At 37.8% G+C, this 14,236-nt stretch carries 13 protein-coding genes and 1 tRNA gene; 6 read left to right on the forward strand and 8 right to left on the reverse strand.

Annotated elements, in window-relative coordinates; translation table 11 throughout:
• Window positions 1–10 precede the first annotated feature (10 nt).
• The 5 genes from B8780_RS00095 to B8780_RS00115 all read right to left on the reverse strand — a co-directional run bounded on the left by B8780_RS00095 (window position 11) and on the right by B8780_RS00115 (window position 5,129).
• The gene (locus B8780_RS00095) at window positions 11–898 is read right to left on the reverse strand and encodes a GNAT family N-acetyltransferase (protein WP_084272222.1); all 888 of its coding nucleotides are present in this window, start codon (window positions 896–898) and stop codon (window positions 11–13) included.
• 33 nt (window positions 899–931) lie between these two features.
• On the reverse strand, window positions 932–1,945 hold the full coding sequence (locus tag B8780_RS00100; RefSeq protein WP_011177745.1) for an L-threonylcarbamoyladenylate synthase: 1,014 nt from the start codon (window positions 1,943–1,945) through the stop codon (window positions 932–934).
• A 59-nt stretch (window positions 1,946–2,004) separates the two neighbouring features.
• On the reverse strand, window positions 2,005–3,246 hold the full coding sequence (locus tag B8780_RS00105; RefSeq protein ID WP_236719331.1) for an MBL fold metallo-hydrolase: 1,242 nt from the start codon (window positions 3,244–3,246) through the stop codon (window positions 2,005–2,007).
• A complete protein-coding gene (locus B8780_RS00110) occupies window positions 3,247–4,020 on the reverse strand; it encodes an S-methyl-5'-thioadenosine phosphorylase (RefSeq protein WP_084272225.1) in 774 nt (257 codons plus the stop codon). It lies immediately after the preceding gene.
• A 68-nt stretch (window positions 4,021–4,088) separates the two neighbouring features.
• Window positions 4,089–5,129, reverse strand: coding sequence for an aldo/keto reductase (locus B8780_RS00115; protein ID WP_236719332.1), 1,041 nt, complete (start codon window positions 5,127–5,129; stop codon window positions 4,089–4,091).
• Between the two features lie 83 nt (window positions 5,130–5,212).
• Here B8780_RS00115 and B8780_RS00120 point away from each other — a divergent pair, with 83 nt between their 5' ends.
• From B8780_RS00120 to B8780_RS00135, 4 genes are read left to right on the forward strand one after another with little or no spacing between them, the layout of a single operon-like run.
• Entirely contained in the window at window positions 5,213–5,575 is a 363-nt protein-coding gene (locus tag B8780_RS00120) for a hypothetical protein (RefSeq protein ID WP_011177741.1), read from the forward strand.
• A 33-nt stretch (window positions 5,576–5,608) separates the two neighbouring features.
• Window positions 5,609–5,986 (forward strand): cupin domain-containing protein, encoded by a 378-nt coding sequence (locus tag B8780_RS00125; protein ID WP_084272229.1) that lies wholly within the window; start codon window positions 5,609–5,611, stop codon window positions 5,984–5,986.
• Window positions 5,987–6,038: 52 nt separating this feature from the next.
• Window positions 6,039–6,647: a sulfite oxidase-like oxidoreductase gene (locus B8780_RS00130; RefSeq protein WP_084272231.1), complete on the forward strand. Its 609-nt coding sequence runs from the start codon at window positions 6,039–6,041 to the stop codon at window positions 6,645–6,647.
• 23 nt (window positions 6,648–6,670) lie between these two features.
• On the forward strand, window positions 6,671–7,705 hold the full coding sequence (locus tag B8780_RS00135; protein ID WP_084272233.1) for a TDT family transporter: 1,035 nt from the start codon (window positions 6,671–6,673) through the stop codon (window positions 7,703–7,705).
• On the opposite strand, the gene B8780_RS00140 is transcribed toward B8780_RS00135, so the two are convergent.
• Together B8780_RS00140 and acnA are read right to left on the reverse strand one after the other, a co-directional pair.
• The gene (locus tag B8780_RS00140; RefSeq protein WP_011177737.1) at window positions 7,700–9,307 is read right to left on the reverse strand and encodes a B12-binding domain-containing radical SAM protein; all 1,608 of its coding nucleotides are present in this window, start codon (window positions 9,305–9,307) and stop codon (window positions 7,700–7,702) included. The two genes, B8780_RS00135 and B8780_RS00140, sit on opposite strands and share 6 nt — an antisense overlap.
• 165 nt (window positions 9,308–9,472) lie before the next feature.
• Window positions 9,473–11,974: an aconitate hydratase AcnA gene (gene acnA, locus B8780_RS00145; protein WP_084272235.1), complete on the reverse strand. Its 2,502-nt coding sequence runs from the start codon at window positions 11,972–11,974 to the stop codon at window positions 9,473–9,475.
• Between the two features lie 90 nt (window positions 11,975–12,064).
• On the opposite strand from acnA, the gene B8780_RS00150 reads away from it, so the two are divergent.
• Window positions 12,065–12,247 carry a DUF7479 domain-containing protein gene (locus B8780_RS00150; RefSeq protein ID WP_011177735.1) on the forward strand — a complete coding sequence of 61 codons (183 nt, stop codon included), beginning with the start codon at window positions 12,065–12,067 and terminating at the stop codon, window positions 12,245–12,247.
• 3 nt (window positions 12,248–12,250) lie between these two features.
• Here B8780_RS00150 and B8780_RS00155 read toward each other — a convergent pair whose 3' ends face one another.
• On the reverse strand, window positions 12,251–13,876 hold the full coding sequence (locus B8780_RS00155; protein WP_084272237.1) for an APC family permease: 1,626 nt from the start codon (window positions 13,874–13,876) through the stop codon (window positions 12,251–12,253).
• A 204-nt stretch (window positions 13,877–14,080) separates the two neighbouring features.
• On the opposite strand from B8780_RS00155, the gene B8780_RS00160 reads away from it, so the two are divergent.
• A tRNA-Leu gene (locus B8780_RS00160) sits at window positions 14,081–14,165 on the forward strand.
• Window positions 14,166–14,236: the final 71 nt, after the last annotated feature.

Here is a 14,236-nt window from a genome sequence, read left to right on the forward strand (position 1 = left end):
ACTATTAAGCTTAATATTTTATTTTATAGTATATTATATCCTCTGGATAATCATCCTTTATGAAGCCCAGTGACCTGTAAAGATTTAATGCGGCAGTGTTCTCTGAATTCACGTAAAGGTATATTTTATCATAATTCAGCGACTTTAATGCCATCATCGAGCACTCCATTAGCTTTCTACCCAGGCCCTTTGATCTTAAATCCTTTTTTACAAAGATTGTGTCTATAAATGCACTTTCGTCGTCCTTCCTGGACGCTATAACTGCGGCATCTATTTCACTGCCAACCATTAAGAATGATGCTTTATTTATAATATCTCCGTATTTACCATTAAACATTTCCCTTGTGGCATTGTGCCTGCAGGACGGTATTTTTGAAAATAAAAAGCCGTCAGGGCCATCAACGTAGGCTTTGTACTCTGCATCAGAAAATTGATCATAATCAATGTTTCCAAGAGTTAAAAACTCATTAGAACATACAGAATTTGAATTATTTATTGATGATACAAGCCTGTACCTGACGGCCTTTTTATAACCGTGCCTTATTAGATAATCCTCAAGTCCATCGCTTGAATTATATATTCTGTTCATGAGCACCTTTCTGTTTCCTGAAATTGCATCAATCCAGTTAAATATATAATCAAGTCTTATATCATTTATATCATTTTTGTCTATAAAACCGGCATCGGCGTATATTGTATCCAATAATGTTTTTGATTCTATTGCATATGCATAGGCTATTAATTTATTGCCGTTTACAATTATCCTTGACTTTATAATATTCCTATTTAGCATTTCTATTACAGGAACAAACTCCTTTTTTATATCGATGTCCCTGTAAAGATTTGACAAATACTCTATCTCCGGCTTTAAAACAAGATCCCATCTGATATCTGACATGCCATAAAATTAAAGGGTTTTATAAATATTTATTTAAATCTCAATCTTTTCGCCATCCTTTATAATCTTCCATGATGCCTTTCTTATCCTGTTCATGAGACCAAAGCCAATACCTGTTTCCGGGAATGCCTGTATTACGCCGTACTGCTTATCGCTCCTGTCCAGCAGTCTGAAATCATAGAAAAGATTATGTGCAGCCTCGTAAGCATCCCTGCCAAGAATTATTTTATCGTATTTTACATATTTTGAATTTTCAGATGAGCATAGTGCAAGAAAGTCCCTTGCCCTATCTGATGAAACAAAGCTTCTAAAATCATCTATATTTTCTATTAATATTAATTTCTTTGATGGTGCATAGTGCCTGTACTTCATGCCAGGTGTCAGCGCAATATTTGATTCCTTGTAGCCACGTGCAACTGGGTTTATATTTATCTTTCCAAAGAGTCTTTCTATTTCCTCAACTGGAAAGGCACCAGGCCTTAAAAGATTGTATGGTTCAACAGTTGCATCAATTATTGTTGATTCAACACCGTATTCAACACGTCCTGCATCTATTATTGCATCAACCCTGCCATCAAGCTCGTCTATTGCATCCTTTGAATCAACTATTGATGGCCTTGTTGCAATGTTTGCACTTGGAGCTGCAACCGGAACACCAGCCTCCGATATTAACCTGAGCGCTATCTCATTCTTTGGAAACCTTACACAGACTGTGTCCATGCCTGCTGTTACTATATCAGGAACTATGCTTTTCTTTTTTAAAAGCAGTGTTAGCGGGGCCGGCCACACACCTTCCATGATTTTTAATAGTTTGCAATCAATGTATGATACATCTTTTACCATGTTAAAATTTGATACCGTTACTATTAAAGGATTGTCTGCGGGCCTATCCTTGGCCCTAAATATCTTTGCTGAGGCTTCAGATGATAGTGCATTTGCACCAAGGCCGTAAACAGTCTCTGTGGGAAAAACAACGGTTCCACCCTTTCTTATAATATCTGCGGCAATTTTTATACCTGAATCATCTGGTTTTAATACCAATGTCATGATGGAAAATTGTATTTTAATATAAATATTCGTTATATAATTTAACGAATATTATAAAACTAATTTGTTATTTCAAACTCATGCCCATTGTATGGAAGTATAAAATTGTATTCTGGCAGTGCCTCCTTAAGTTTCTCCCTCTGATCGCCATGGCATAAAACCACTGTCCATGGATCTATATCCTTTATGAATTTAACAAGATCACTGTGTCCGGCATGGGCTGATAGATCAAAGAAATCTATCTTCATTGAGGGTTTTATCGTTGCACCGGCTATTTTAATTGTGCCATTCTCCATTAAGCTTCTTCCGTTTGTGCCCTCCACCTGGTATCCTGTAAGATATATTGCAGACTTTGGATCGTCTGATAATGAGTCTATATATCCAAGAACCGGGCCGCCATCAAGCATGCCTGATGTTGTTATTATTATATCGCCGTTTTCCAGGGCCTCCTTTCTCATTCTTTTGTTTCTTACCTTTATAACCCTGCCGAGGGATTTTCTGAACAGGGAATAATCCTTCAGGAATCCTGGTGTATCAAGGTATATCCTTGATATATCGTTGCCCATGCCATCAACGTAAATGTTGTAATTCATGTCCCTGAGAATCATGATCATCTCCTGTGTTCTGCCTATTGCAAAGGTCGGAAGTATAACCTTGCCGCCGTTGTCTATTGTTTCCTTTATGCTGTCCTTTAATCTCTTTATTACCTCATCACGGTCCTCATGGTCCCTGCCTGCATATGTGCTTTCCATAATCAAAACATCGGTTTTTACAGGCCTTGCCCCCTTTAAAAGGTTTGTATCCCTTGTGTATAGATCACCTGTTATCATAAATGAGAAAGAATCCTCAAAGCGCCACATGCTTGATCCTGGTATATGACCGGCACTGTAGGCCCTAGCAGTAAGATTGTTCAGCTCTATATCCGTATTGTACCTTTCAGTTACAAGAGACCTAAAAAGGTTTTCAACATCGTCCTCATTGAACCTCTCAACGTAGTTTTCCAGCCTCATGATCTTTAGTGAATCGTTTATTATTGGAACCACGCTGTTTGCCGTCATTGCAGTTGCATGAAGCTTTGCACTGTAGTTATGATAATATACCGGAAGCGCACCTGTATGATCAAGGTGTGCATGTGTTATAAAAATATCGTTTACCGGTTCAGGCGGTAACGGATACTCCGGTGGCTTATCCGGCTCAACACCGTAGTCTATCATTATTTTATCGTTCTTGTCCTCTATTTTTATTGCAAGCCTTCCAACCTCCTCGGCTCCTCCCAAAAATTTTACCTTCGTATTAATCACCTACGCCTTTGCATTTTCTAATCTCAAAGAACATTTGCATTTTCTTTGACCGTGAATTTCAGGAATGATTTTAGATAACATTTTAGGAACCTTCTCCTCGTTTTCCTTCATTATTTTAATAACCTCGTTTGTATCAACGGGTTTTTCGGACCAAACATCATAGTCCGTTACGGTTGCAATCATGCCATAGCACATTGCAAGCTCGTCCGCAAGATTTATCTCTGGCACAAGAGTCATGCCTATTATATCACCAAACTGCCTGAACATCCTTGACTCTGCCCTTGTGGAGAACCTTGGGCCCTCTATGCAAACATAGGTTCCTGAATTATGTATTTTATAACCGAGATCAAGGCCGGCATTGTATGAAGCGCTTGATATCTCGCTGCAGAATGGATCCGCCATGGAGATATGATAAACGTCAGGGCCATCATAATATGTTAATCTTCTTTTCCTTGTAAAATCTATAAACTGATCCGGTATTACAATATCACCTGGTTTATAATCATCACGTAATGAGCCAACGGCATTTAGGCCGATTATCCTTTCAACACCAAGGCTTTTCAACGCCCATATGTTTGCATGGTAATTTACATTATGCGGCGGTATTGTATGCCTTTTACCATGCCTTGGAAGGAAGGCAACCTCAACACCGGATATCTCACCAATTTCGAGCTTATCCGAGGGTTTTCCATATGGTGTTTCAACATCAATCGTTTTAACATTTTCCATGATGTTGTAAAGACCGCTGCCGCCGATTATTCCAATACTAGCCATGTTGATCCCTGAGATATTAGATACTACCTAATTCAATAATAATATTTATCTATTTCTAATTTAAAAAATTAAAATATTGAATGCCTTATCCTGGTATATGGTGAGTTCCAGTTTATAACAAACCCTGAAGCAATGTTTTCAATTTCAATAACCTCATCTTCAGTTAATTTTATATCAAGGGCGGATACATCATCCTCAAGCTGCTCGATCTTTGTTGCACCTATTATTGGTACCAGCGATATGTTCTTCATCTCTGATTTTTTAATCATCCAGGCAAGGGCAAGCTGTGCAAGCTTAACGCCCTTTCCCACTGCATATTCATTCAGCTCTGATAATACCTTAATATTGTTTTTATCTGATAAATACCTCTGCCTCAATTCAGGTACAAATGAAGCCCTGGAATTTTCACCGCCTTCTTTTAAATATTTATCTGTTAATATGCCCTGGGCAATTGGTATGTATGCCATTATGCCCATACCGTAGTTTCTTGATATATCAAATTTTTCAGATTCTATGTCGCGTTCTATTAAATTGTAAGGCTCCTGCATTGATAGCAGCTTCATGTTTAATGATTTGAACATCCGGGCAATATCCTCAATATCATTAAAATGGAAATAGCTTTCCCCGAAGTAAAGGGCCATGGAATCATCATTTATAATCTTAAATGCCGATATTGTTTCCTCTACTGGCGTCTCAGGATCCGGCCTGTGCATGTGCAGTATATCTATATAATCAGTCTTCAACCTCTTTAATGATTCATGTATCTGCCATAATAGATACTTCTTTGATAATCCTGATGCATTCTGGAAACTACCCATTTTGCCCATAAATTTTGTTGATATTACAAGGCTCTCACGTTCATAACCGGAAAGTGCATCACCAAGTATATCCTCAGACAGGCCTGCATTCTCAGGGTATATTGATCCATTGTAAACGTTTGCCGTATCAAAGAAGTTTATGCCAAGATCGTATGCCCTCTTTATTATTTTTATTGATAAGTCCCTGTCAACGTTGTACTTAAAATTCTCATTTTTTACCGGAAGATGCCAGGTGCCAAGGCATAGCCTTGAAACCCTTAAACCGCTGTCACCAAATCTTATGTAATCCATAACGTATATTAAATATATTGAATAAATAATTTTTTTAATGGTGAAAAAGCCAAAGATTATAATATTATTATAAATACACCATCGTGGCAGACGCCAGGTTAAGATACGGTATTGCAATACTTGGTTCATTGATAATCATTATATCGGCTTTGATAACACTTCTTGGCATATTCATTGCCGGATTCGCAGGCTTTGCCCAGTTAATAACGTTTAATCCTGCAGGTTTTCCACTGATAGGTGCAGGTATAATCTCCGCGATAATACCGGTAATATGGATAGTTCTTGCATACATAATTTATAGAATAGCAAGCACCGGTGGTTCACATGGCAGGGCTGCAAATGGCTTTGCAATTATAGTCCTTGCGGTCCTTGTATTTGTTCTGGGCGGGGGCTTTGTAATAGGGCCGCTGCTATGCGGTATTGCCGGCATACTTCTTATAATCTAGAAAACTTTATTATTATAATAAAAATATAAAATCATGCGCAGTGGAGCAATTGAAGATGTTAAGGCTGACGATGTTAAATTCGGCACATCGCATGATGTAAAGATAAGATGGCTTGTGACAAAAGATGATGTAAAAGATTATGCAGTAAGAAAATTTACTGTGAAACCAAATGGTCTGATATCGCATCATTATCATAAATACGTTGAAACACTTATAATATTAAATGGAACCTGCAGAATATGTGTTGAAAATAAAAAGATGGATCTAAAACGTGGAGATTACATCTTTGTAGATACCATGGAAAAACATGAGATAATGAATCCTGGCGATACTGATCTGGAGTTCATATGCGTTATAAATTATCCAGAGGACATGAGCATAAAAACCATTGATAAATCATGCTTTGATTAATATTAAAACAATTTTTGATAAACATTTAATTCTGTGTTTTTAATATTTTAATATGGAGAAGATTGAGATAAAAAACCCGGGCCAGGTCTATGCAAGGAATTTTATTATATACGAGGCACTCGGGGAGCCTGTAATAAAAAAGGATGATTGGGATTTAAAAGTTTACGGTCATGTTAAAAAAGAGATAATCTACAAATTTAATGATCTTGAAAGCATGCCGCAGGAAAATTACATTGCCGATTTTAACTGCGTTACAAAGTGGAGTATAAGGGATGTTAAATGGCAGGGGCCATCATTAAAAAGGATAATAGAGGCATCCATGCCTGATGATGAATGCACATGGGTTATGTTTGAATGCGCTGATGGATATGACACGCCGGTGCCACTGGAGGATGCACTTGATGAAAAATCGATAATAGCAATAAAAATGAACGACGAATATTTAAGTGTTGAGCAGGGATTCCCGGCAAGGCCGTTTATACCGTCATTATATGGCTGGAAGAGCGCAAAGTGGCTTACGGGCATAAGATTAATGCATGATTACGAGGATGGATACTGGGAAATGTACGGATACCATGAGCGCGGGAAGATAGAAAACGAGGAAAGGTTTAAGGGCTTTTCTTGGAAATTCTTTAAAAGATCCTCAAAATTAAAAAAATAAATAATAATTTTTAATAACGATCCATGAAATATAGGGGAGCCGGCCCTGAATGGTTTGGGCCTGTCGTTGGAACTCTGTCGGTTTCGCTTACATTATATTTGATCTCGCTTGTCTATAATAATAGCATAATATTTAGAATAGGCAGCTACGTTTATTACCTGGATTTATTCATATTCTTCTTTGTTTTAGTATCTTTATTTTATTATTACATATCTGGAAACGGAAATATAATAGATGATTCGTTTAATATACAGAAGTTTCCATTCTTTGGTTTTATAGGCATACTTTACTTTGCACTGGCGTTCTTTTTCTATGCATACATTGGAATTAATAGAGACATAGCATTTATAATGCTATACCTTTATTACTTTTTTTATGCATATATGGTAATACTCAATTTGCTTTTATCATACAGGATTTATACTGGCGCAATAAAATATGAAAATATAGCATACACCAGTTTGATACCAATTATATCACTTGCCGGAAACATCATTTTAAGTTCTATTTTAATGCCGCCAACACTTGATTATTTTATAAATTACAGGGATATATTAATTTCAATGTACATGTTAATAATGGCCGGAACCGGCATAGCCGTGCTTCAATTTATCTTTATAGGGAACATATCAATAATGGCACACATGAACAATGGCAGGCAGAAGGCCCCGGCAACAATGATACCGCTGGGTGCATCCAGCATGATTGCGATAAATTTATTATTTATGCCGATCTTTAATAAGCTGAAAATATTCTATGTTCCAGAGTACCTTGCTGTTGATGTTTCAACAATGCTCTGGGGCTTTGAGGTTCTTTCGTTTTTAACCGGTCTGGTCATGGCCATTTTCCATTTCAGGAACAAACCATCAGTTGCGACCTGGGCCTATGTCTTTCCAAGCGGCATATCAACATTTGCAAACTATTTACTTTACATTGAAACTGGACTTCAGTTATTCAAGTATTCAATATTAATAATAAGCATCGGTGTTTACGGGCTTTACATATATTCATTAAAAAACACATTTATTATAATAAAAAATGCTTTAAAAAATTCATGAACTTATCTTTTTTGGATTCCTGCTGGCCGATGTTGATACGGTTGCCCTGGTAAGCCAGTACATGGATTTTATAAAACCGGTAACAGTGTTAAGGTTTATGTTTGCAAAGTCCTCGGCCTTGTGTCCGTGTGTTTCGGCAAGCTCCCTGAAGACGTCCTCTATGTGCGAGAATATGCTGCTTGTCATCATGTTTACTATGCCGCTTAGCACAGGATTCATCTTTTTGCTCATGTGCGGCATCATGATTCTTGTTATGTAAAGGTCGTATTTCCATGATATGTATAAAAGATCCCAGTACTTTGATGGTAATTTATCCATGTATGGAAATGGATTGTCCTTTATATGCGATGATGTCATTGGTATAACCGGCAATGGAAAGACCCATGCCTTGAATTTATTATCTATTATTGATAAGGCTATATCTATACTCTGGTCAAGGTCATCATCTGTTTCCTCGGGATATCCTATGGTCATTGTATAGCATGGGAATATTGCAGCATCGTTCATTATCGGTGTTGCATTTGTTATAACATATTTCCAGTCCTCCGGTTTCCACGGGAATGGCTTTGCATTCATGTAATGCCTCATGATTTTTACGCTGCCGGTTTCAAGACCAACCACGGGCGCCTCCGCCATGTATTCCTTTAAACCTGCTATTTCTGATATTTCATTAACGACCTTTGGAGCACTTAAAACCCCGGGTGCAGATATGTGCGGAAATGTTATGTACCTTGCACCAAGGTTTTTCACCATTGTGAAAAGCTTTACAAGCGCCTCCTCGTTTGCCTGCAGCTTTTTCTGGCCATAAAGAAGTATATCGTCTGATACAAGCTCTATATCCCTGTAGCCTGTTGAAAGGTTTAATTTTACCTCCTTTTCTATGTCCTCGTATGGTATGCTCCTAAATGTCTCAGGTGTTATTGAACAGAACTGGCATCCCCTGGGACAGCCCCTTGTAACCTGAACCTCGCCGAATCTTGCGGGCTTTATTATTGTCGGTATTTCATTTACCTTTGGCATCCTTCCGGTTATGCTTCCTGGCAATTCCTCGCCATTAAGTGCCTTTTTAACAATTAATGGAAAATCAAGCTCGGCCTCACCATTGAATACTGTATCAACCCAGTCTGGTTTTTTAAGACCTATCTGCCATGCAGCCGGCCCGCCTATTATGACCTTAAAATGATATTTTGATTTCAATCTGGACACAGTTTCAGAAAGCTCATCGAAGAATTTAGCCGTCCAGCTCTCACCACCGCCGAAGAGCATCGTTAATTTAAATGTTACCGGGCTTAGTCCGTAAGGGTCATGAACGTTTATTCCAAGAACCTTTGTATTTTCATTTACATATTTTTCAAGCAGCTGCGGTGGTATTATTGATACATCGGTTATTCCATTTGCGTGCAATGCCGCCTCGACCTTTCTGAGTGCGTATGGAACGTATTCAGGCTCGCCGTTTTTCATCCTTACCTCTGGTGCGAATATGTAATTCATCAGCGGTCTTGGAACCACCCTGTAAGGCAGGCAGGCAACATATCCCAATGTGGACATCCCACCAAAATTTGTAAATGTTCCACGATCCGATGTGAGAATTACGGAATTCATAATAATAATATATTTTCGAAATATTTAAGGTTTAATTAGCAATCAAATCAAATATTTGATAAAACTTACATTATTGAACTTATTTAAAAAGAAAGCAAAAAATACAGATAATAAACTGATAAATGTTAAGTTAGTATTTATTTAAAATATCAAAATGTTTATTAATTAATTTTTTTCTGCTATATATTTCAAAATATTACCGCTTTTAATGTACTTTACCTCCTGCTCGGTATCAACACGGACCTTCCCGTTTAATGCCATTCCATTTATTTTTATTGTTATATCCATTCCTGGTTTTAGATCCTCAAGGCCATTTATTTCTATGATTTCATCGCCCTTAAGCTCGGGCTTTTTATCTATTTGTATTGGAACAACGCCCATGTCAACGAGGTTGCTGCGGTGTATCCTTTCAAAGCTCTCTGCTATAACGGCCTTTATATTCATTAATGCTGTAACCTTGGCCGCCCAGTCCCTGGAACTGCCAGAACCGTACTGTTTTCCTGCAAAGATTACAAGTGGTACATTTTCATCCCTGTATTTCATTGCGGCATCGTATATTGTCATCTTTTTGCCATCCGGATAATGTATTGTATAACCGTTCTCATCGCTCATTAAATTTCTGAGCTTTGGGTTTGAGAAACCACCACGGAGCATAACCTCATGATTTCCACGTCTGGCACCAAAGGTGTTCATTTCAGTTGCACCAAGGCTCATTAAATATTTTCCCGCAACGGATTCCTTTAATATTGGGCCTGCCGGTGATATATGATCCGTTGTTACCTTGTCGCCGAAGATTGCAAGAATTCTGCCATTTTTTATATCCTTTACGGGCTCAAGGTAGAGCCATGGGGGTATCTTTATATATGTGGATTTATCATCAAAATTGTATAAAACGTCATTTACTGAAGACAATGAGTTCCAGTTACTATCCCCTGAGAAGACATCCTTATAGCGTTCTTTATAAAGCTTTGGATCGTTTGCCATGTTTATGTATTCCTTGATCTCATCCAGTGTTGGCCATATATCCTTTAAATATACATTATTTCCATTTTTATCCTTTGCTATTGGCTCTTTATATGGATCGAAATTTAATCTTCCTGCAATTGCCATGGCCGCAACAAGTATTGGAGATGCCAGGTAGGCGCCCGCTATGTATGGATTTATCCTGCCTTCAAAGTTCCTGTTTCCGCTTAACACCGCGAATGTCTTTACATTGTTCTTTTTTATATCGTTCTCAACTGCAGGTATTAAGGGACCGGCGTTGCCTATGCATGTTGTGCAGCCATAGCCAACAACGTAGAAGTTTAATTTTTCAAGGTATTCAAGCAGGCCGGTATTTTTTAAATACTCTGTGACAACCTGTGATCCAGGGGCCAGGCTTGTCTTAACATAATCCAGCGGGAAAAGCCCGAGATTGTATGCCTTCTTTGCAAGTATGCCTGCGCCAAGCAAAACCGTTGGATTGGATGTGTTTGTGCAGCTTGTTATTGCAGAGATTACAACAGAACCATTTTTTACAACGTCGCCGTCATGCCCGCCCTCGATAATCTTTTCCACATTTTCCTTTAAATGATCCAGTGTAACAAGCTCATCAGGATTCTTTGGACCGGCCATGGATGGAACAATGTCACCAAGGTCTATTTCAACAACATCGCTGTAATTTTTTGGGCCATCGTAGAATAGCCCCTGAAGTTTAAAGAATTCCTTAACAGTTTCACCGTCGCGGTTTGTATTATTTATATATTTTATGGTTTCGTCATCAACAGGGAAATAGCCTATTGTTGCACCGTATTCAGGTGCCATGTTTGATATCGTTGCACGATCCTGAACTGTTAATTTATTAATATCCCCGAAGAACTCAACGAATTTGCCAACAACGTTTCTTGCCCTTAACTTATTTGTTATGTAAAGAACAATGTCTGTTGTGGTTACACCCTCTTTAATATCTCCAATAATTTTTACACCGATTACCTCCGGAAGCACCATGTAATATGGCTCTCCAAGCATGGAGGCTTCTGCCTCAAGGCCGCCAACGCCCCAGCCAAGGACGCCTATGCCGCCTATCATTGTTGTATGCGAATCCGTTCCTATTAAACTTTCAGCTGTCATTACATTGTTCTCTGAAAATGCAACTCTTGAAAGATATTCAAGGTTTATCTGGTGTATTATTCCGTGACCTGGAGGTACAATGCTAAGGTTTTTAAATGATTCCATTGCCCATTTTAAAAATTTGTACCTTTCTATGTTCCTTGAGAACTCATCCTTCATGTTTATTACTATGGAATCGCCGTTTCCGAATGAATCAACTATTATTGAATGATCTATAATTAAATCTGATTTTGTTACAGGATTTATTTTTTCTGGATCAAGTGATTTCTTCTTGTAATACTCCCTTAATGCTGCAAGATCAACAATTAATGGTATGCCGGTATAGTCCTGAAGGACAACTCTTGAGGGCTTAAACGCTATATCTGAACCATACCTTAATTTTAATATATTCTCTATTGTTTTATCGTTAATTTCTGAATTATCGTAGTTTTTTAGCACGTTTTCTAATAATATTTTTATTGAGTATGGAAGATTATTAACCTCAGGACCAAGCTGGCTTAATGGATAGTATATGTATTCATTTCTATTTATTGTTACCTTCTCTCTTCTGATTTCCATGAACAAGCATATAATAAATTAATTTTAACTTTGTTATCAGGTAAAATTTTTATTGGAAAATCATTATATGCATATTCGCAATCATAATACATGGATGTAAAGGTTTGCCCGCACTGCAATATTAACATGGAGTTAAAAAATGCGCCATTTATATATAAGGGAACATCTCTTGGGGATTATGAGGCCTATGTATGCCCAAATTGTGGCAGGGCGTTTTTCACAGAGGAATCTTATAAAACAATAACAAAATACATAGTTAAAAGAAAAAATTGATTTTTAAACGTCCTCAGGAGCATTTTTTATTAATGATTCCATATCGCCCTTAACGGACCTTGGAGCTGATGCCTGTGATACAAACCAGAAAACAATGCCTACTATTATGACAGATACTATGTCATATGGATACTTTATTAAGTTTATACCGCCGGTTGAACTGCTGCCAAGGTATGATATTATAATCATAACTATTATATAAACAGGGATCCACAGTGAATTTTTTATTGAAAGCTCCTGAAAATGCTTTTTATAGGCCTGGTAAATAAAGACAACGCTGCCGGCAAGGGTTGCACCCAATGCATAAAGCGTATCCGGATATGTTGCAAAGTAAATTAATATTGATGATGCTATAAATGCAACAAATGACCAGGCAGTGGCAAATGGCACCTTAAATGGCCTTTCTATTTCCGGGTATAATTTCCTTATAACAGGTAAAGAGGCTGCAACTATTGCAAAGTTTACCACTGCCGCAACAACAACGAAGTCTGTTAATGTGTACCAGCTCGGAAATGGTATTAAAAACAGGTCCCCAATGACGGCAACAAGTATTATTGCATATAATGGAGTGCCCTTCTTTGTTGTGCTCCCAAAGAATGATGGTATTGCGCCCTCCCTTGAAAGGCCGAATATGATTCTTGAGCTTCCTGTAAGATAGACGCCAAATGTGCCCATTGGTGAAAAAATAGCAAATATAAGTGCAAGTATTATCAATCCTGATAGAACCGGAACCGCATAACCATGTAAATATGCTATATTTGAATGTATTATTGTAACTATTGGTGATCCAAGGCTGCCAACAACAGACCAGCTTCCAGGAGCCGTTTTAAGACCTGTCCAGTTGACAGAACCAACAACAATTATTGTCATTAATATATAGAATATGCTCTGCACGGCCAGTGTTATGCCTATTGCCCTTGGAAGGTTCCTCTTTGGATTTTTTATCTCGCCTGCCATATCTGCCACCTGCCTGTAGCCGCCAAATGAGAACAATATGCCTGTGGCAGGTATTGCTATTAATATTCCGGATGCGTTTGATGGCATGAATGATGGTGTTGTAAAATTTGATGGCCTAAAAACAAACAGTGGCACTATAACAATTATTGCAACAACAACCAGAATCTTGAACCACGTTAATACATTATTTACAATTCCGAATTTTCTTATGCCAAACAGATTTATGAAGACAAATAGTATTGTAAGCGCTATCGAAAGTGCAATGCCCTCTGGTGTAAGAAAACCGGTAACAGAGCTGTAAAGCCCCTTTATATAATATGATGCATATTCTGAAACGGCAACGGCCTCTATGGGTGGAATTAAAACTGCCCAGAGAAAGAGGGACCAGCCGGACATAAAGCCGCCGTAACTGCCATATGAATAGTATGAGATCCTGGCGCTGATCCCTCCCCTGGGGGCCATCGCCGAAAACTCCGCATATGGTATTGTTACAATGACGATCATGATGGCCGCAATGATCCATGATATTATTATTGCAGGACCTGCATACGTTGTTCCACCGGCAACTGCAAATAATATACCTGAACCTATGGCCCCACCGATGCCAAACATGGCGGCATCATGCAAAGAGAATCCCCTTTTTAGGCCTGATTTTTTTAAATTGTCCTCCATAATCTTTTAAAATATTACATGTATAAAAATTTATTTATCAGTAATAATAGTATAGAATAGGAAAATATATAATACTGCCTTATCAATGTTTTTATAAATGTTATAAATGATTTTTATTTGAAATTGACATGCAAAATATTAAAATTGATGTACAATGCCTGTCAATGTTAAATGTTTATAAGAAAGTATTTAATACACTATTGAGCGGAGGTTACCGAGTCAGGTTAAAGGTGACAGACTCAAGATCTGTTCCCGAAGGGGTTCGCCGGTTCAAATCCGACCCTCCGCATTATTATAAAGGTTCATTTATTAATGGTAAAATTAAATTTTTAAAAAGCTTTTTCTATTGCATAATTTAAA

Source organism: Picrophilus oshimae DSM 9789, assembly GCF_900176435.1.
GTDB lineage: Archaea > Thermoplasmatota > Thermoplasmata > Thermoplasmatales > Thermoplasmataceae > Picrophilus > Picrophilus oshimae.